This is a genomic window from Dellaglioa sp. CoH-57-MRSF-18, assembly GCF_056781995.1.
Map to the genome: position 1 here is coordinate 328,209 of NZ_JBXAXX010000002.1, position 20,339 is coordinate 348,547.

The following is a 20,339-nucleotide window of genomic DNA, read 5'->3' on the forward strand; positions in this document are numbered from 1 at the left end:
TTTATTTGATTGCTTCCCTAACAAAACCATGAGCCTTCTTTAATTTTTCTTTAGCTTGATTCAAATCGTTATCCGTTAGAATCATAACTATTGCAAGTTTGACATCATGTTCAGCTAATTCAAATGTTAATTTTGCTTGTTCATAACTTACTCCAGTTGCATCCATAATAATATGCTTTGATCTTTCAACTAATTTTTCATTCGTTGGTCTAACATCGACCATTAAATTTTTATATATTTTTCCAATTCCAATCATCGAAATTGTCGACAACATATTTAATACTAATTTTTGTGCCGTTCCTGATTTTAAACGAGTAGACCCAGTCAATATCTCTGGTCCCACTTCAATCTCAATAGCCGTATCAGCATGCCGTCCAATAATTGATTCCTTATTGCAAGCCAGACTTATTGTGTTCGCACCAAGATGTTTAGCGTAGTCAAGACCCCCAATAACATATGGTGTTCTACCACTTGCTGCAATTCCAACTACTGTATCTAATTTTGTTAAACAAATATTTTCCAAATCCAACTTACCCAATTCGTTTGAATCTTCGGCACCTTCAACTGCCACAGTCATTGCTTTCATACCACCAGCAATCAATCCTTGCACCATGCTAGGATTTGTTCCAAATGTTGGTACACATTCAGCAGCATCTAAGACACCTAATCTACCACTAGTTCCTGCACCCATATAAATTAAACGGCCTCCACTATTAAATGATTCAATAATTTTACTAACTGCTTCATTAATTTGCGATAACTCTTTTTCTACGCTTTTAGGAACTGTCATATCGGCTTCATTCATTATTCTTGCAACTTCAGAACATTTTAACTCATCTAAATTCATAGTTTGTTCATTTCTAGTTTCCGTTACTAATTTTGTAATATCCATATTTTATCCCTCTTTTATAATTGTATTATTAAATATTATTTTTTGTTTTGCTCCTATATAGTCAATTAAATCCAAGTCTGTCCTTTTAACTGTACCAATTTGGTTTACTTTTTTATCAATTGGTAAATTATTTTTCACTATCTGTATTTCTCCAGTATATCTCCCATATAACATATTATCTTGCGTTATAGTACCTCTCGTTCGAGCATCTTCATTATTTATTGGTTCAATAGTGAATTGATTTCTTATCCGACTTTCTTCTAACCTTACAACATCCCTAGCCACGTCAGCACGATTATGCCATGCTATATTATCAAGTTCATGCGAACTACTTTCAATATCTATTTCTATACTTTGATTAGTAAAATAGTTAACTATCTTACTAATTGTTCTTTGTGAAACTCGCGGATCACCGATATAAACGTCATCAGTATAATTATTCTCAATTAAATCTATCATTGCAGCCAATACATTGTAATTTCGATGTTTTTCTAATGTTGGTAATCCCTTTCCAATTGGCCCTCTAAATATTTTATCTCCTGCCACAAACGCCATCGTAGTAAATCCTGATTTTTTTAACCAATGATTCTTATTTTTTAACCATTCGTCATCTAATCCCGTATCTGGTCGAGGATAATAATTATGCCATGCTTCAATATTCTTAAAATTTGCATGATTATCAACTAGTTGCTTAATATCCAGCTCTGAAATCGTACTAGCATTTAATCCAATATCTATATTATTTGATAATTCAGCTATTTTTTCCATACTAATCCCATAATCAATTCTTAAACCAGTAATTCCAGCAGTTTTCAAATCAAATTCCAATAATTTTAAACTTTTTTCTGAAATATCAACCATTAATTTCAAGTTATTTTCAAGACATAAATTCCCCAAAGTTTTTAATTCATCAATAGTTTTTTTTCTATCTTCTTCAGGAATATGTAATGAAGTAAAAATACCCTTAAATCCTGATTTACGCATTACTTCAATATATTTTTTTGTATCATCGTCAATCTTATCACCTAAATAAATTGAAAAACCCAACATAATATCTCCTCCATTCATAAAAGAAAGCGTTATCATTAACTGGTTACATCATACCTTGAATGATATAAAATTACAATTAAATATATTTATTTTTTGTTTTTTTTGTTACTTTATATCTTAATTTAAAATAAAAAATCTTTCAAGAATACTTTATATAAAGTATTCTTGAAAGATTTTTTCACTGTTTTATTCAAATACAAATTGATTATTATAAAGTTCAGAATAGAATCCTTTTTGATCCAATAATTCTTGATGGTTACCTTGTTCAATAACCTTACCGTCCTTCAGAACAACAATTTTATCAGCATCTAATATTGTTTTCAAGCGATGTGCGATTACAAAACTAGTACGCCCTTGAATAACTGTATCCATTGCTTTTTGAATTTTAGCTTCTGTCACTGTATCAACATTAGAAGTCGCTTCATCCAAAATTAATAACGTAGGATTAGTTAAAATTGTTCTTGCGATACTAATTAATTGTTTTTGGCCAGTTGAAAACACAGAGTTTTCATCCGATACTGTCGTGTCATAGCCATTTTCTTGACTCATAATAAAATCATGAATATTAGCTTGCTTAGCGGCAGAAATCATATCTTCATCTGATGCTTCAGGTTTACCAAAGACAATATTATCACGAATTGTTCCTGAGAATAATACACTTTCTTGAAGAACTATCCCAACATGATCACGAAGACTTTGAAGTTCAAGATCCTTAACATTTACGCCATCAAATTCAACTGAACCACCTGTAACATCATAGAATCGATTCAATAAATTCATAATTGTTGTTTTACCTGAACCAGTTGGTCCGACTAAAGCTACCATTTCACCTTTATCAACATTAATTGATACATCATGTAAAATTTCTTTATTAGCATTATAACCAAAATTAACATTTCTTAACTTAACACCATTTGTTAGACCCGTTAATTTTTGCTTATCAGTTGAGTTGACCTCATCTGGTTCATCAAACATTTCATTCAGTCGACTAGCACCTGTAATAGCAAGTTGGAACATACTATACAATGAAGAAATTTGTGATATTGGTTGGTAAAATTGTTGTGAGTATTGAACAAACACGACAACTAGTCCTAAAGCCGTTGTACGGCCCATATCACCGTTCAGTGCTAACCAGCTACCAAAGAAGATAACAATGGCTGTATTAACCAACGAGAGGCCATTCATAACTGGGAAAAGCATCCCTGAATAGACTTGTCCTTTAAACGTTGCTTTACGAACATTTTCGTTATATGGCAAGAAACCATCAATAGCTTCTTTTTGAAGCCCGTTAGTAATTACAATTTTTTGACCACTAATTTTTTCATTAATATAGCCATTTAATTTTCCAACTTCTTTTTGTTGTATATCAACATACTTACGTGTTTTAGAAATTAAAATGACCGCAAGAAGTAACGCGATAGGCGTTGAAGCAATCGTAACCCAGGCAAGCTGAACATTCTGTTGAAACATCATAATGATAATCCCAATCATTAGAGCAATATTACTCATAATTTGTCCTAAGGCTTGATTCATTGCGTTCGAAATATTATCCAAATCACTTGTAAAACGACTTAAAATATCCCCATCTTTATGTGAATCAAAGAATCGAATTGTCATTTTTTGTAATTTTCCAAATAGCCCTTTTCGCATTCTATTTGTCGAGTTTCCTGTAATGAACGTGACAATAATATTTGAGAAAAACATTGCTACAATTGAAAAAATATAAAATAAGAATAACATCCACAATGAGCTAACAAAATTTCCTTTATCACTCACTCCTTTTGTTAAACCAATTACGTAGTCTGCCAATGCCGTAATTGCTTTTCCCATATACACAGGTGCTTTTACCTGGAAGTATGTCGATGCAATAATTGCAACAGTCATAACTGTAAAACCTAATTTATAGCTTTTCAAGTAGTGGAAGAAGAATGCCATCGATCTATTCATATCTTTCATTAGACAGTCTCCTTTCCTTTTTGAGTGTTATAAATTTCTTGATAAATTTGACTATTTTCAACGAGATCTTTATGTGTCCCCTCGCCAACTAATTTACCGTCATCCATAACAAAAATACGATCCGCATTAATCACAGATGAGATTTTTTCGGCAATAACAAATGTTGTTGTCTCTTTCAATTCATTATTTAATGCTTTTTGGACTAATTTTTCTGATTGAGCATCAAGTGCTGATGTTGAATCATCTAAAATTAAGATTTTAGGTTTACCAATAACACCACGCGTAATTGATAAACGTTGTTTTTGACCACCTGAGAAGTTAGCTGAACGTTCTTCAACCTCTGCATCATAACGTTCTGGTAATCGATTAATAAATTCTGATGCCTGAGCGATTTGACTGGCCATATCCATATCTTTCTCGTTGGCATCTTCTTTACCTTGACGTAAGTTGTCTGCGATTGTGCCAGAAAATAGGATAGCCTTTTGTAAAACAAATGCTACTGTTTTACGAAGCGATTTTTCATTAACATCCTTTAAATTCTCACCACCAACTTTGATCATTCCTTCTTGGGGATCAAATAATCGTGGAATCATTTGGGCTAAAGTTGATTTACCTGAACCAGTTGCACCAACAATTCCTATCATTTCTCCAGGTTTAACATCAAAACTAACATGTTTAAGTGTTGGTTTATCATCGCCTTCATATGAGAATGAGACATCTTCAAAACTAACAGATCCCGATAAATCTTCCTCTGGAACATCTTGGTAATAAATATCTGGTTCTTCATCTAAAATTTCGCGTAGTCGTTTAATTGAAACCATTGCACGAGCACTAAACGTCATCATCATTCCACCAATAATAATGGCAAACATGATTTGCATTAAATAATTAACAAACGAAGTAATAGCTGTAACTGTACTTGGATCTGCTTTAGCTAAATCACCTACAAAATAAATTGCGGCAACGACAGCCATATTTCCAATTAATGTAAATGCTGGAATTAAAACAGCAAATAGAGTTCCAACATAGATATTTTGTGCATTTAAATCATCTGAAACCTTATCGAAACGTTTTTCTTCATTTTTTTCTTGATTAAATGACTTAACAACACGCACACCCATCAAGTTTTCTTTGGCTAACTCATTTACTCGATCAATTAAGCCTTGCATTAACCCAAAATGGCGTCCCATGCGACCGAAAGTTAACATTGAAATACCTAACACGCAGACAATTAAAATAACAATAATCCACCATAAATCCGCAATTGTATTCATAGCTAAAATGAATGCACCGATAAATAAAATGGGCACTCGAATTAATGTCTGTAAAATTGTCATAATTAACGTTTGAATTTGGGTAATATCATTGGTTAAACGAACCACAATATTCCCTGCTTGGAATCGTTCAATATTACTGAAAGAAAATGTTTGAATCTTTCTAAAAGCAGTTTCACGAATATCTGCACTCATTGATTGTGCTACTTTTGCTGATAGAATTGTATTCACAACACCTGCCAACAATCCAATAACAGCAACTCCAATCAAGTACAAACCAAGTGTCGTGATTTTATCACCCTGGTCCTTTAAAATAGCATCAATTACTTTTTGTAACAATTTAGGTTGCCACAATGTTGAAATTGCCATGATAACCACCATGACGACTGCCCAAAAAATATCTACCCGATACTTTTTAGCATGTTTTAATAAAATATCCACTTTTTTCCCCCTCAATTCTGTCCAGTTCCATGTTTTTTTATACAAAAAAACTAATATCAGTTACTAAACTTAGCAAAAATAACGCTTAATTGCAATCATTTTGACTAATTATATTCTATTTAGTCAGTTAAAATTTACAAAAAAAAACCAAGATTAAATATCTTGGTTTCAATATAATTATCTTATTCATTTTTAAGCGGGCGACGAGAATCGAACTCGCGACATCAGCTTGGGAAGCTGGAATTTTACCACTAAACTACGCCCGCAGAACGTTGATTAGTATAGCATATTTCCGTACTTTTGTCATAACTAATTAAGCATGTTTATTTTCAGCCTTTTGTTCAAAATCTAAACGTCTCAAATTTTGTACAGCCTTCATATATGAATAAATCAGTACAATACATGACCCACCCCAGGCTAATGGATTTGCAAAACAAGCTCCTGCATACCCAAAAGCACCAGCTAAAAAGATAGCTGCAAATGATCTCATCAGTAATTCTACAACTCCAGCAACTGTTGGTACGATGCTTTGTCCCAGTCCCTGTAACGTGTATCTAATGACAAACAGTACTGACAAAAGTAAGTAAAATGACCCATTAATATTAAAATAAACCTGCGATAATGCAACAACTTTTGGTGCATTATTTCCAACAAACAGTGTAACTAATTGTTGTCCAAATAAAATAACTAAAAGACTTGCAACGATACTGAATGTTCCAGACATTAATAGACACTTTTTTACACCATCTAAAACACGACCATATTTTTTTGCGCCATAATTTTGGGCAGTAAAAGTTGCCATCCCAATTCCAAATGACATCATTGGTTGTGTTGATAATTGATCAATCTTAGACGCTGCCGTGGTACTGGCAACTGCTGTCGTTCCTAAACCGTTTAAAGCTGACTGTAGCATAATTGCACCAATCGCAATTATTGAAGCTTGAAAGGCCATTGGTAGAGCCACATAAAGGTGTTGGTTAACATCTTTCATCGTGATTTCTCTAAAATGGTGTCGACCAATATGTAAGACGGGAATTTTTCGATAAATGTAAATTAAACAGAATACAACGGAACATGATTGCGCAATAATAGTTGCAATACCAGCGCCAGCAACTCCCCAATGAAATACCAAAATAAATAATAATTCTAAACCAACATTAATAATGCTGGCAAAAATTAAAAAGTATAATGGCGTGCGACTATCCCCTAGCGCCCTAATAATATTAGATAAAATATTAAATGCCATTGAAGCAAATATTCCACCAAAAATGATACTAATAAAAGTTTGTGCATCATCAAATATTTCTGGTGGTGTCTTCATAAGTGTTAAAATATCTTTTACAAAAAACAAACTAACCGCTGTTAAAATTACCGTTGCAATTAGACTAATCAAAAGTCCCACTGCAAAGCTTTTTCTAACACCACGATAATCTTTTGCCCCAAATCGTTGTGCCGTAATAATAGATAAACCTGCAGTTAACCCTTGTGCAAATCCAATAATCAAAAATTGAATACTCCCGGTCGAACCAACTGCAGCTAGTGCATCCACGCCTAAAGTTTGTCCAACAATCAACGTATCAGAAATACTATATAATTGTTGAAATAAATTACCAACCAATAATGGTATAGTAAACATAAAAATTAATTTTGCTGGATTACCCGATGTTAACGATCGCAAATAAGACCCTTCTTTTCTTTATATTTATTTAATTCCTTTTTCATTCAATAATAAAATAAATGCTTTTTTAAAGTTAGCCCTATCCTGGTTTGAAAAGGCGCTTGGACCCTTCGTACGTTGACCTGATTTCCTTGCCATTGCACTTAAATATCTTGAATCCAACATACTATCGATATTGGTATCTGTATATTCAAATCCTTTATGATGCATCACAATCACACCTTTTGGTAATAAAAGAGAAGCTAGTCCGTAATCTTGTGTAATCACAACATCTGATTTTTCAGCTAACTTTACAATTCTATAATCTGCCGCATCTGGACCTTGATCAACATAGCTAACCGAAACATTTTCAGGATACTTTTTAGTTGAGAAATGTGGCGTACTTGTAATTAGCAACACACTGATATTCCGTAGTTCGGCTTCAGCTATAACTTCATTTTTCACAGGAGACGCATCCCCATCAATAATAATTTTCAAATTAACCACTCTCATTCCTAGTAAAAAAACTTCCAAGGAATAACCTCTTGAAAGTTTTATTTAGCTTCTGGTTTTAATAATGCATTAATTGCTGGAATTTGACCTAAGCTATCTATCGCATTACTTGGCATAACAACTGTATTTGCGTCACTCTTGGCCAATTCTTTAAAAGCCTCAATATTTTGGCTAACAAAATAACCATTACCAACTTTATTTAATGATAAATTAACTGCATCTATTCGGTATGCTTCAGCATCGGCCGTCTTTTTAACTGCTTCAGCCTTTGCTTGGGCTGAATTAACCCATGCATCATTATCAGCTTTATTTTTTAGTGCAACTGATTTACTGTAACCTTCTGCTTCAGCAACAGTAGCATCACGATTTCTAGCGGCTTTCAATAACTTATTCATTGAATCTTGAATTTCAACTGAAGGTTTTACTGTATCAATATTAATTCGATCAACATTTAATCCATAACCAGCTGTCACATTAGAAATTTCGCCAAACAAACCGCGATTAATTTCTTGCGTTCCATTCAAAACTTCATCTAACATTTTATTACCAATGATGCCACGCAAAGAGGCACGTGTATCTTGAATCATACTACGAACAGAGTCTTCATTTTTAAACACAAAATCTTGGATGTCAGTAACGTGATACTTCAATGAAATTTTAACTTCAATTTCAGCATTATCTTTTGTAATCACAACTTGTTTATCAAGATCTAAAGGTTGTTGTGCCGTACTAACACGAATTACTGAAGAAATAAATGGTTTAATAAAATGTAAGCCTGGAGCTAATGTTGTTTCATATTTTCCTAAAGTTATAACAACACCTTGATGCGGTTGTCTAATAATTCGGATAGTTGCTGGTAAAATCATGACCAATAATATAACAATAATAATAACGACTAAAAGTCCCAACATAATAATTTAACCACCTTTATATTTTTTTAACGTCTAACCCTTCAACATGTGTTTTAATGATTCGAACAACATCTCCACTTACTAATGTTTCATCACTAAAATAATGATAGTAGATACCAAAAAACTCGACCGTGCCATGAATATTTTTACTGTCAATTGTAAATTCCCGGTTAAGCAACCGCTCGTCAATAATTGATTTTCTATCCATATGAAAGCACCTCCATTTGTCATCTTTAAACGTATCTCATTTACGTCATAAAATCAATCAATTTCATTATCAAAAGTAAAATCATTTCGATCTAAAATAGTCACTTTTTCAATATGCTTTTCAATCTGTTTACTTTCAGGCGGTAATTGTAAATAATCACCATATAAACGGCTTAAAATTGCATCATATGCCCTTAAAATAGTTACCGTAAGGTTCTCAAAAGGAACTTGAATCACGGCTGCTAATTCCTTTTCTGATAGTAATTCTTTTTCATATGAGTATTGTGAAGCTAAATTTTTATATTCTGAAATGGTGTCATCTTGATTATAGGTTCTTACTAGTTCGTCTCTTTTTTCTTTATACTCTTTGGTTTTACGACTTTGATCAGGTTGTAATTTTCTAATCTTTGCGTTAATTTCAGTATCCATTAAACGATAATTGCTCAATAAAAGAATTTTCGCGTTAAGATATCGATATTTTGATTGTTGAATAGATCGTTCGACATCACCTGTTGGGACTTTATCAAAAGGAAAAATATCTACAAAAACACCTTTTCTAGCGTCATTAATATTTCTTTTCTCTTCAACATGAATAGATTCATCAAGTAGTTTTGCATATCCAAATGCATAGTTTGGATCACTTTGATCAGTTTGTAGAAAATAATAAGGCTGGCTAATCTCTTGGGGAGCGATTTGTAAGAATCGATCGTAGTCATCCCTTACCATTCCAATATCGACATCATCATCCCATGGAATAAACCCTTGATGTCTGACCGCACCTAATAAACTGCCACCAATCATAAAATACTTTATATTATTTTTTTGACAAATTTCAACGACTTCCCGGATTAAATCTAATTCTACCTTGTGTAATTCTTCAATTTTCATTTTTACCACCTTAAATCGTCTTATTCTTTCTTCAATTGTACCAAATTTAACTCTGAATACGAAAATTATTTAATTTTTATTAAGCTAATCCTTTTTCATTACTTTATTTCTTTGGCTCATGATATGCTTTAATTATTAAATAAAAGGGGTGCCTAAATGCAAGAAACCATAATTGACTTAATCGGCCAACATGGCTATCTAGGTGTTGCGTTACTGATCACCATTGAAAACATTTTCCCACCAATTCCTTCTGAAATCATTTTAACATTTGCAGGTTTTATGACGCTCTCAAGTTCTCTTACACCAATTGGTTTAATTATTTCTGCCACTATTGGGGCGACTATCGGGGCTTTAATCTTATATTCGATCGGTCGCTTTTTAAGTACAGAACGTTTAAATCAATTTTTCGCCAGTAAGTATGGTTCTTGGCTTGGTCTAAAACCTATCCATATTGAAAAAGCGACTGAATTTTTTGTAAAATATGAAAATCGTGCTATTTTCATAGGCCGTTTTGTTCCCATTGTTCGAAGTTTAATTTCTATTCCCGCTGGAATTACGAAATGTAAATTACGTTTTTTTATTCCATTAACCTTTTTTGGAACATTAATTTGGAATACTGTCCTCATTTATCTTGGGGCATTTGCTGGGAATGCTTGGGCGGAAGTTGCAGCAACAGTTGATATTTTTGCTACAGTAGTTGGTATCATCTTATTAATCGTTTCGTTCTTCGGAATCTACAAACTAATTAATTTAAATAGGAACAAAAAAAACGATTAAATTCAATTATGAATTTAATCGTTTTTTACTACTTTTATTTCTCAAAAAGTAGGATTAATCTTCCGCAACATCGATAGCTTCTAATAGAATATTCAGTTCAGAACATTCTCTTTCAAGCGATTTTTCCTCTTGGAAAAAGCTATCTCGAATTGATGATTGTTGTCTGTTTCCAATGTTACTTCTAAGATCAGCAAGTTTTTGCATCGCTGCTTGATACTCACTCATAATATCAAGTTTACACCTACTCATTAAGTTACGCCTCCGAATGATGACAACAACTTGTTGTCAGTAATAATAATTTATAATGTCTAATTTAACACTTTTTTAATAACTTGTTAACCCTTTAAATATTACCGTTATGTTACAAAATAAAAAAGACATCACAATGTGATATCCCTCTTATTTTAAGCTACTATTTTAAATGGTTATTTTTACATTAATGATTGAACATCGCGTGCAATAACTAATTCTTCATCAGTAGGTATCGCAAAAATCTTAACGGCAGACTCTGGCGTGCTAAGCATAACCTGTTCACCCATTTTTTCGTTATTTTCAGCATCAAAGCCAACACCTAAATATGCTAAATGTTCAATAACGCGACGACGTACAATCCGATCATTCTCACCAAGACCAGCAGTGAAAATAATACCATCAACCCCTTGCATTTCTGCAATGTATTGACCAATATATTTAATAATATTTTGAACATAGATTTTAACAGCTAAATCAGCACGAGGATTTTTTCCTAATTGAGCTTTAACATCACGCATATCAGGAGAAATCCCTGAAATACCAACTAGCCCAGATTCACGATTCAAAATATTAATCATTTCATCTATATCAGTAATTTTTAATTGTCTCATCATGTAAGCAACTAACGATACATCTACATCACCTGAACGTGTTGCCATGGTAATTCCAGCAAGTGGTGTAAAGCCCATTGATGTATCAATTGATTTACCACCAACTGTAGCTGTAATTGATGCTCCTGCACCTAAATGTAATGTAATTAATTTTAACTCTTTAGGGTCTTTATCAATTAGTTTTTCGGCTTCTGAGACGACATAACGAACGCTTGTCCCATGAGCACCATAACGTCTTGCGGCATATTTTTCATACCATTCATAAGGTACACTGTACATGTAACTTTCTTCTGGCATCGTCTGATGGAAGGCTGTATCAAATACAGCGACACTTACTGCATCTGGTAAGATTTCTTCAAATGCCTGGATACCTAAAAGATTAGCTGGATTATGTAATGGTGCTAATTCAGATAATTCATTAATTTTTGCAATTGTATCGGCATTTACTAATGTTGATTTTTTGAAATATTCACCACCAGCAACAACGCGATGTCCAACACCGGAAATTTCATTAAAATCAGCAATAATATCCAATTGAAGCAATAATTTAAGTAATAACTGTACACCTACTGAATGATTGTCGATATCTAATACATCTTCATATTTTTTTCCGTTACCATATTTAATCGTTAAAATTGAGTCTTTAAGTCCAATTCTTTCAATCAATCCTTTAGCAATAACAGTTTCCTCTGGCATGCTAAATAATTGGAATTTTAAACTTGAACTACCTGCGTTAATTGCAATAATTTTTGTCATATTCTTCCTCCAATAATGATTTCATTTGGTATTAATTTAATCCTTAAAAAACAATTATTTTTTTAAGTAGTATATTAAACTAATATACTACTTATAGAAAACGCATACAACACTTTCAAGCAAAAAATGGTACACAGAATTTTATTTTCTGTCTACCATTATTTTTTGCCCGAATTCTTTCATTAAACTAAGCAGTAGAACTGCCTTATCTTCACCTAAAACATTTACCCAAGTATCAAACCGTTTCTTAATTGACTCAGTCACAACTCGTTCTACTTTTGCACCCTGATCAGACAAGCGTAGGTTTATTCTTCTTCTATCAACTGTGTCTTGTTCTTGATAGATGTATCTTAATTGTTTTAGTACGTTTAATTGGCGTGCAATTGCACTCCTTGAAACATTTCTTTTTTTAGCGATATCAACCATGCTTATATCTTCAGTGCTATGGATATCTTTTAAAATCAAGAATTGTTCAAAAGATAAATTAAACTCACTAGTAGGTTGTGAAATGAATCCTTCCACATTCTTAAAAGTTCCTAAATACATACTAATATAGTCATCCATTAACTTAGTTGTTGTCATTGCTAATTCTCCTCTGCATGTTCTACCTACAGTTAAATTTAGCATAAAACGCGGTTAATTACTATATCTAATCAACTGTATCTCTATTTTTCTTTTTCAGTTGATACCGTTAATTGTTTACGATTTACAAACGTCCAAACCACACCCAGTACTACGGCTGTAACAAGTAATGCAAGCACTGAACCAATCATACCAGAACCTTGGCTATTAATTGCATATGTGAAGCCATTTAATACATGTGTAACAGGTAAGAACTCTGCAAATACTTGATAAGCATTTGATAACATCGTATTTGGAATAACTTGTCCTGTAATCACTAATTGTACGAGTAGTAATGCTAAAGATAAGAGAATACCCATTGTTCCAAGGAGTTCGTCAATTACCACACATAAAAGAGTAAAGATTATTCCCGATAAGAACGTAAAGATTACGAAACTAATTGGATGTTCAATTGTTACACTAAAGAATAATGTTAATAAGAGAACTCCTGCTGTTTGAATAACAGAAATAAATAACATTAGGAAAAGGTTCTGTAACCAGTTTTGTGATAATTCATTCTTCTTACGGTATCTGAATAAAATTAATTGAGTTACAATTGCACCGACAAATAATGATAAAACAATCACTAATGGGGCAAATGTATTTTTCAAAGTTTTAGCGAGATTGTCACTTTCAGTTTCTGTTTTAACAGGTTCAACGAATTGAGCCACATTTTTTGGAGATGAATTGATATTACCAACCTGTGATGCTCCTGCTGCTAATTTAGTATTTAATAATGTTACACCATCATTAGCTGTATCCAATCCTGATGTTACTTGTTTAGACCCATCAGCTAATTTTTGTGAGCCATCAACTAATTGAGGACTAGCAGCTGCCAATTGTGTATCACCATCTGTTAATTGTGTACTTGCCGCTTTTAATTTCGAACTTCCATCTGTCAATTGTGTACTAGCAGTTGTCAATTGTGTACCACCACTAACAAGCTTATCAGATCCTGCTTTCAATTGTGTACCACCTGAAACTAACGTTTGTGTTCCTGCCTCAAGTTGTCCACCTGCTGTAACAAGTTTTTGCGATCCTGCTCTTAAAGCAGTAACACCTGTTATTAAAGTTGGTACATTACTATTTAATTGATTAATACCATCAGTTACTTGTCCTGTTCCTGCTGTATATCCTAAGATACCAGCTGACAATTTGTTAATACTACCTGTCATGATTGAATTCTTAATTGTTGCATTAATTGTTTTTTCACTTGTAACATCAACACCAGCACCATTAACACTAGCATTTAATTTACCAGCAACTTGTGCATTAGCATTTGATGCTATCACTAATGAATCAATTTGATCACTCAAGTCTTTTGTATCACCTAAAAGACCAATCATTGAATCGCTCGTCAAGGTATCAGTATTACTCAATAATGCAGTTGCTTGTGTCGAAATTTTAGCAAATTTTTCCAACATGGCTTTAAGATCTACATCACCCATTGTTGATTTAAATTCAGCCATTAAGCCACCTACATCACTCATCACTGCCTCTAACATCGCTTTTGTATCTGTTAAATTTTTACTTACCCCAGTTATATTTGTACCAACAGTTGTTATTGCTGTATCTGTTTTTGTGATTTGTTGTAAAACAGTGTCTTTTTCTTTTTGGCTCATTGTTGTTGAGTCATTAATCATCGTACGAACCTTCTTGTTAGAAGTCGATGCCTGACCTTTAGCTAATGTCAAACTAAACATCTTTTGTGTTGTATCTGAATTAATTGCATTCATTTGAGTTTGAACAGTTGTTAATTTATCCCCTGCCGCCATCAATTTTGTTACTAATCCAGGTAATGCTTGTAATGTTTCAATTGATCCTGAAATTTCTTCAAGTTCAGCTTTTAATTCTTTTGATCCTTGCTTTGTATCTTTAATTTGTTGAATTATTTCAGGAATATGATTAATAATTTCGCTACGAGATTTTAATCTTGTTTGAATTTGAGTTACACCAGTTTTAATACCAGTTGAATATGCTGTTAAACCTGCTACCGCCATCGGTAACGATTGGCTACCTGACATACTTGCAGCTAATGTTTTCGCACCATTATTTAAATCATTCGAGTTCGAATTTAATGTAGTTGCACCAGTTGCTAACGTGCCTACACCAGCTGCTAATGTAGATCCGCCAGTTTGCAACGTAGAAAGTCCCGCATCTAATGTTTTATTCCCATCAACATATTGAGTCACACCATTTGATAAGGTTGGTGCACTAGCAACAAGTGTATTAATTCCTGAGGCTAATTGATTATTACCATTCACCAGTGTACCTACACCAGTTGTATAGGTATTTACACCATCAGCTAAAGTATCAACCCCAGTTGTATAAGTATTTAATCCTGTTTTTAATGTCTGATTACCTTTATCAAAGGTCACCATACTTGTTGCCAATGTATTTAAATTTCTAGTAACTTCTTTACTACCATTTTTTAATTTAACGGTTCCTTTATTTAACGTTTTTACACCAGTTGAGGCTTCTTTAACACCTGAACCTAATTGTTTAACGGAACCAAGTAATGCAGAATCATACGCTTTTTGGATATTAGTTAAAACTTGTGATTTCAATTGTTCTGCAACCTGTTTTGTAATCAATTGCGAAACATAGTTATTTGTATCTGATTGTTTTGTTTTTAACAAACTCACTTTTGGCGTTTCATCAAGTGCAGTTGTTGCGTTTTTTGAAAAATTACTTGGCAATGTAACTGACATTGTATAATCGCCTGAATCTAAATGTTTTTTCGCAGTTTCTGCGCTAACAAACTCCCATTTGGCTTGTTTATTGGTTTTAAGAATTTTAGTAACTTCCTTACCAACGTCAATTGATTTTCCATTAAATGATGCTTCTTCATCGTTATTTATAATAGCTACTTTTAAATTTCCTGTGTCCATTTGTTGCTTACTTGAAACTAACTTATAGGTTCCATATGCAATTAAACTTGGAATTAAACATGCAATTGCGATATACGCAACTGACCTCTTATTCTTTGACATAAATTCTTTGAACAAAATTATCCACCCTCTCTTTTTAGTTAATGGCATTAACGATTATTCGTTCCGTTAACCTCATTAACGATATTATGACTATATGTGTTTTTGATTCTTTTGTCAAATAATTTTCTAAAAAAATATCCCCACTGTCATCTAATCAACAGTGGAGATATCATTAAAATTCAATTTTTGATTAAATAGTAATACATGAATTGACCAGGAGCAATTAGGATTAACCCTGCAAATTGCATGACATAAATTAATAAGCGCGTTAAATTTTCAGTTGATACTTTACGTGTATTCATTTCTTGTCTAGAGTGTGGTTCCTCTACCTCGTCAATTTTAACTTTTTGCACTAATTTTTTATTTAATCCATTTAACTCGAGATTATATGGATAAAAAGTTAAAAAATTCAAAATTAAATAATAATTAATTAATAACCGCCAATTAGATGGACCTATCAAATTTCCAATTGCTAAAAGAATAATTAAAGACGCTAATCCCTTTAACAAGGAAATTGAATAATATTTAAATCGTTTCACAATAACCCTCCAGGAATTTCGCTTAATTTTAGAATATCATAGTTACTTAAAAACATTGATGCTCAGTAAGAATCTTTACTATTTATTAACCATTAATTTAAAAAATCTGTTTTACCATGCTAAACTACTTTTTATAAAGTTAGTCATCTGGATGGCACCACTACACATACGAAATTCTCTCTAAGATCAGCTAACATGTCACAACATTTATTCATTTAAAAAAAATAAGCCTTTCCCAAATATTAAGTTCCTCAAAAATTAGGTTACTTATACCTAACTTTTGTGAATTCTTTAATTTAAGATATAGACTTTTAATGCAACATTAATTATCTAATAATAACAGCTTATTGACTCTTATTCTTGAACGATTCACAGCAATCATTGTTACAACATAAAGTGTTACAAAATAACTCGTTTCTATTGTTGTTCCAATAAAAGCGCAAACGAGAGCTAAAAAGAACATTCCATTGCCAAGGACTTGCCATTTTCGTTTCTCAATTGCGTAGTCTGCTAATATTTTAGTCTCTTCAGGACCTAGTGAGTCCACAGTTCTAACATTAGCTTGACGCACTTTAGTTAATTGTAGAGACAACTTAACATTATAAATAATCAAAATTGCCATAACTAAATATAAACCTATTTCCACCAGTACCCCTTCTCTCTTTTAATCTAATATGACTATTTTTTAATTCATTTTTACTTTATACTGAGTTAGTCCTATAAATAATAAAAGAGTTGCTAAATTACGCAACCCTCTTTATTATTTAACAACTAAGACATCACAAGGTGCTAAACGAGTAACGTAATTTGTAACTGCACCCATTAACATTCTTTCCACTGCCTTCAAGCCAGATTGACCCATGATAATTAAATCTGAATGATGATCTTCAATAAAATCTTTGGCAATTACTGTTTTAGGACTACCAAAACGAATATGAATATCAACATCTGTAAACCCATTTTTTACAATATCTTCTTTTAATTCATTCATATATGCTTCTGTATCTTCAAAAGTCTGATAGACGATTGAACCGCCCCCATCCATCATTCCTGAAAAACTTACAGAAAATTGACGCGTATCAATTACGTTTAAAATATCTAAATGTGCATGGTTTGCTTTAGCACTTTCTACTGCACGCTTTAATGCTTTTTCAGCTGAATCTGATCCATCAACTGGGACTAAAATATTTTTATATTCTTGTTCCATATTTGCCACCCCATATCTTTTATTTGTAGTTACAGTATATCATTAAAATTGTATTAGATGTTAGCGTTTTACCTACAAAATTTGAAATAAAGAAGGTTTTCAGTATGTTATTAAAAAGGATTTCTATTTTTAGTGCCCCCTACGTGGTTCGAGAGTTAACCGAAAAAGATCTAACTCAAATGTTAGAATTAGAAAAAAGTCAATCTACTTACCTAAAACTCCAAGGTAAACAAGATTTAGCCATTGAAGAAATAAAATCTGATTTAACTTCGATCCCGTTGTCAGTTAAAAGTGATCAAAAATGGACACTGGGCTTCTTCAAAGCAGATAAATTAGTAGCTATGATTGATTTTTTAACAGATTATCCTGAAGTTCAATCCGTTTGGATTGGTCTATTATTAGTTTCGAAAAACGAAGAACAACAAGGTATCGCGACACATTTATTAAAAGCCCTGCTTAAATCTTTTAAATCTGAACAGTTTACCAATGTACAAACGCTGAAATACGAACAAGAAGAAGTAAATCAAAAATTATTGGAAAAATTTAATTTCACTGATAAACAATCGCTAATCTTAAAAAGCCCTGATGGAGTCGACATCCCTGCAATACTTTCAAAATTAGATTTATAAAGCAAAATTATTATCTAATTCTCTTAATAACATTTTTATCTTTTTTCATTTCCTATGATTTTAGTCATCTAGGTGTTATGATTAATATAGTAAGAAACTGGAGGAAGAAAACATATGAGCAAAAATTTATTAGCAGATCTTGAGAAAAACTTCATCACAAGCGATGAAACTTCTAAAACATTTAAGGTTCCAAGCAAAAAGGAAGATCTAACAATAAAGATTGACAATGATATTTTTGAAAAAGTTTCTAAAGATGACGAAAAATTAGAACGTTTAATCAAAAATTTACTTAAATTCAGTTCAAAGAGTAAGGCTAAAGAATTAATTTCAATTAATAAACGTAACTACCGTATCTTCATGTAACCTACAAAACTAGCCTAGTTGAGACTAACTCTTGAGGCTAGTTTTTTTAATCCTTGTCAATCTAGCATTTTTATCTTAAACTATTACTCAAGGAGTGATTTATATGTTCTTAACAACCGGAGATGTTAACCGTTCTTATGCTATTAAAGGCATCGTTAATGCGACAGCCAAGATTGTACTAGAAGCCGATGAAATTGATCGTGTAGATGATTTTGATACCTTATATGATCGTGTCCAAGCAGAACTAGCAGAACGCGCAATTAATAAAGGTGGCGACGGGATTATTAACGTTCATTTCGAACCACAAACTGTTCGTGTAACGATTGCCCCAAGATTCTTAGTTTTACATGGCTACGGTACTGTTATTGAGTTTTCAAAGTAATTTATTTTGCGCTTGTGGCGGAACTGGCAGACGCGCAGCGTTCAGATCGCTGTTTGGGTTTCCAAGTGCAGGTTCGATTCCTGTCAGGCGCATTGTTATCATTGATATACCATCGTTTAACCAACTTTTATGTGGTTTTTGTGTGGTTAACATCTAATTTACCGTATATATTGATCCAATTCGTATTTATTTACGAGTTGGATTTTTTAATTAATAAAATGAATATGTTTCATATACTATTTAAAAAGGAGAAAAAATACTATGACTTATTTACAATCTTTCGTTGCGACTTTACCAGCCATTTTTGCTGCCTCCGCCGCAATATTTAGTGCTATTTCTTTCTCACAACAGCAATAAAATAAGTAAGCGTCAAGAACAATATGAAAGGCAAAAAAATATTATTCAAATATCATCGCGTATTACGGCATCTGCTAGTTCTTACTCTACTGAAACAGGGATACCTCAGGTAACCATTACAAACTATTCAAATTATGTTATTCATGATGTTATCATCATTCCTACTATGAATGAAAGTTCTGTCGTGTTACCTGATTTTAAGCAGTTTTTTAAAAACCACAATGATTTTGGTACCCCTAGGATTCTCGCCTTAGCAAGTGAACCAATAACGATGAGCTATCCGTTACCTGATATGGGCATGTCTAGGCACTGTGTATATTGTATCGTCTATACAGACCCGTTCGGTAATTATATATATACAGACAGGAAAGACCTACCTCATACAGACCCTGATATTTATACCAAGCTAATAAAATATGGTAGATCAATACCTGATTTAATACACTCTGTTTAACAAAAAAGCAAACTCCTTAATTATTAAAGAGTTTGCTTTTTAAATTATCTAATCAAATAAAAAATTGTAGAAATGTTCTTCTACAATTTTTTCTCACGTTAATTTATTTTTTTAATCTTTTATATATAAATAAATAGCCTAGTTCATAGATGATAAAAGCACTCACAATATAAATCTCATTCAAGCCAGTACTTTTTCTATAAGGTATGGCTACAACCATTACTATTAATATTATTACGTACGTAACAAGAATAAAATAATCTAAATGATGTCGTTCTAACCATTGGCGTGAAGGAAAGAAAACTGTTATTAATATCGCGATAATTGCCCAAAAAATAGGTTGTATTTGCATTAGTTCATCTCCTTACAGGTAAATAAAAACAATCGTATGTGCTGTCCAATAAGCAACTGTATCATTAAAATGTAAATGTTTAACTAATGCTTTTCTCATTCCAGTTTCTATCTTTCCTTCAAAAATATATTAAATAACGTTGATACACATTCATATCTACGCTTTATTTATGTAGTTGTTTAATGTCTAAGTTTTAAGACTAACTTATCGTAGTAATTATACTACATACTCAGTATAGACACTAAACTATTCAGTTT

General features: G+C 32.4%; 21 protein-coding genes and 2 tRNA genes. 5 read left to right on the plus strand and 18 right to left on the minus strand.

The window, feature by feature from the left end; genetic code table 11:
* Position 1: 1 nt before the first annotated feature.
* The 10 genes from murQ to AC1RPG_RS03490 form a co-directional block, all read right to left on the minus strand.
* Complete coding sequence (murQ, locus tag AC1RPG_RS03445) at positions 2–892, minus strand: N-acetylmuramic acid 6-phosphate etherase (RefSeq protein ID WP_481761177.1); 891 nt, start codon at positions 890–892, stop codon at positions 2–4.
* 3 nt (positions 893–895) lie between these two features.
* Positions 896–1,942, minus strand: coding sequence for a MupG family TIM beta-alpha barrel fold protein (locus AC1RPG_RS03450; protein ID WP_481761176.1), 1,047 nt, complete (start codon positions 1,940–1,942; stop codon positions 896–898).
* A gap of 186 nt (positions 1,943–2,128) precedes the next feature.
* Positions 2,129–3,898, minus strand: coding sequence for an ABC transporter ATP-binding protein (locus AC1RPG_RS03455; RefSeq protein WP_481761175.1), 1,770 nt, complete (start codon positions 3,896–3,898; stop codon positions 2,129–2,131).
* Complete coding sequence (locus AC1RPG_RS03460; RefSeq protein WP_481761400.1) at positions 3,898–5,553, minus strand: ABC transporter ATP-binding protein; 1,656 nt, start codon at positions 5,551–5,553, stop codon at positions 3,898–3,900. The genes AC1RPG_RS03455 and AC1RPG_RS03460 overlap by 1 nt, the downstream gene beginning before the upstream one ends.
* A 255-nt stretch (positions 5,554–5,808) precedes the next feature.
* A tRNA-Gly gene (locus AC1RPG_RS03465) sits at positions 5,809–5,879 on the minus strand.
* Between the two features lie 47 nt (positions 5,880–5,926).
* Positions 5,927–7,291, minus strand: coding sequence for an MATE family efflux transporter (locus AC1RPG_RS03470; protein ID WP_481761174.1), 1,365 nt, complete (start codon positions 7,289–7,291; stop codon positions 5,927–5,929).
* Between the two features lie 24 nt (positions 7,292–7,315).
* Positions 7,316–7,768: a YaiI/YqxD family protein gene (locus tag AC1RPG_RS03475; protein WP_409022804.1), complete on the minus strand. Its 453-nt coding sequence runs from the start codon at positions 7,766–7,768 to the stop codon at positions 7,316–7,318.
* Positions 7,769–7,824: 56 nt separating this feature from the next.
* Entirely contained in the window at positions 7,825–8,694 is an 870-nt protein-coding gene (locus tag AC1RPG_RS03480; protein ID WP_481761173.1) for an SPFH domain-containing protein, read from the minus strand.
* Between the two features lie 16 nt (positions 8,695–8,710).
* A complete protein-coding gene (locus tag AC1RPG_RS03485; RefSeq protein WP_481761172.1) occupies positions 8,711–8,902 on the minus strand; it encodes a hypothetical protein in 192 nt (63 codons plus the stop codon).
* 53 nt (positions 8,903–8,955) lie between these two features.
* Positions 8,956–9,789: a LicD family protein gene (locus AC1RPG_RS03490; protein WP_481761171.1), complete on the minus strand. Its 834-nt coding sequence runs from the start codon at positions 9,787–9,789 to the stop codon at positions 8,956–8,958.
* Between the two features lie 156 nt (positions 9,790–9,945).
* Between AC1RPG_RS03490 and AC1RPG_RS03495 the strand changes: the two genes are divergently transcribed.
* Entirely contained in the window at positions 9,946–10,566 is a 621-nt protein-coding gene (locus AC1RPG_RS03495; RefSeq protein WP_481761170.1) for a DedA family protein, read from the plus strand.
* 54 nt (positions 10,567–10,620) lie between these two features.
* Here the strand turns inward: AC1RPG_RS03495 and AC1RPG_RS03500 are convergent, their stop codons facing one another.
* From AC1RPG_RS03500 to AC1RPG_RS03530, 7 genes are all read right to left on the minus strand, one after another.
* Positions 10,621–10,815, minus strand: coding sequence for a hypothetical protein (locus AC1RPG_RS03500; RefSeq protein ID WP_057973343.1), 195 nt, complete (start codon positions 10,813–10,815; stop codon positions 10,621–10,623).
* Positions 10,816–10,997: 182 nt separating this feature from the next.
* Entirely contained in the window at positions 10,998–12,185 is a 1,188-nt protein-coding gene (locus AC1RPG_RS03505) for an acetate/propionate family kinase (RefSeq protein WP_481761169.1), read from the minus strand.
* Between the two features lie 141 nt (positions 12,186–12,326).
* Positions 12,327–12,767, minus strand: coding sequence for a MarR family transcriptional regulator (locus tag AC1RPG_RS03510; RefSeq protein WP_409022730.1), 441 nt, complete (start codon positions 12,765–12,767; stop codon positions 12,327–12,329).
* Positions 12,768–12,850: 83 nt separating this feature from the next.
* Positions 12,851–15,814: a YhgE/Pip family protein gene (locus tag AC1RPG_RS03515; RefSeq protein WP_481761168.1), complete on the minus strand. Its 2,964-nt coding sequence runs from the start codon at positions 15,812–15,814 to the stop codon at positions 12,851–12,853.
* A 164-nt stretch (positions 15,815–15,978) separates the two neighbouring features.
* Positions 15,979–16,338, minus strand: coding sequence for a hypothetical protein (locus AC1RPG_RS03520; protein ID WP_481761167.1), 360 nt, complete (start codon positions 16,336–16,338; stop codon positions 15,979–15,981).
* A 322-nt stretch (positions 16,339–16,660) separates the two neighbouring features.
* The gene (locus AC1RPG_RS03525; RefSeq protein ID WP_481761166.1) at positions 16,661–16,984 is read right to left on the minus strand and encodes a hypothetical protein; all 324 of its coding nucleotides are present in this window, start codon (positions 16,982–16,984) and stop codon (positions 16,661–16,663) included.
* A 114-nt stretch (positions 16,985–17,098) separates the two neighbouring features.
* Entirely contained in the window at positions 17,099–17,545 is a 447-nt protein-coding gene (locus AC1RPG_RS03530) for a universal stress protein (RefSeq protein WP_481761165.1), read from the minus strand.
* 104 nt (positions 17,546–17,649) lie between these two features.
* On the opposite strand from AC1RPG_RS03530, the gene AC1RPG_RS03535 reads away from it, so the two are divergent.
* From AC1RPG_RS03535 to AC1RPG_RS03550, 4 genes are all read left to right on the plus strand, one after another.
* The gene (locus AC1RPG_RS03535) at positions 17,650–18,174 is read left to right on the plus strand and encodes a GNAT family N-acetyltransferase (protein ID WP_481761164.1); all 525 of its coding nucleotides are present in this window, start codon (positions 17,650–17,652) and stop codon (positions 18,172–18,174) included.
* A gap of 114 nt (positions 18,175–18,288) precedes the next feature.
* On the plus strand, positions 18,289–18,537 hold the full coding sequence (locus AC1RPG_RS03540; RefSeq protein ID WP_057973335.1) for a hypothetical protein: 249 nt from the start codon (positions 18,289–18,291) through the stop codon (positions 18,535–18,537).
* A 103-nt stretch (positions 18,538–18,640) separates the two neighbouring features.
* Complete coding sequence (locus tag AC1RPG_RS03545; protein ID WP_409022736.1) at positions 18,641–18,919, plus strand: hypothetical protein; 279 nt, start codon at positions 18,641–18,643, stop codon at positions 18,917–18,919.
* An 8-nt stretch (positions 18,920–18,927) separates the two neighbouring features.
* Positions 18,928–19,011: transfer RNA gene (locus AC1RPG_RS03550), tRNA-Leu, on the plus strand.
* Positions 19,012–19,833: 822 nt separating this feature from the next.
* Here AC1RPG_RS03550 and AC1RPG_RS03555 read toward each other — a convergent pair.
* The gene (locus AC1RPG_RS03555; RefSeq protein WP_481761163.1) at positions 19,834–20,082 is read right to left on the minus strand and encodes a hypothetical protein; all 249 of its coding nucleotides are present in this window, start codon (positions 20,080–20,082) and stop codon (positions 19,834–19,836) included.
* Between the last annotated feature and the right edge of the window lie 257 nt (positions 20,083–20,339).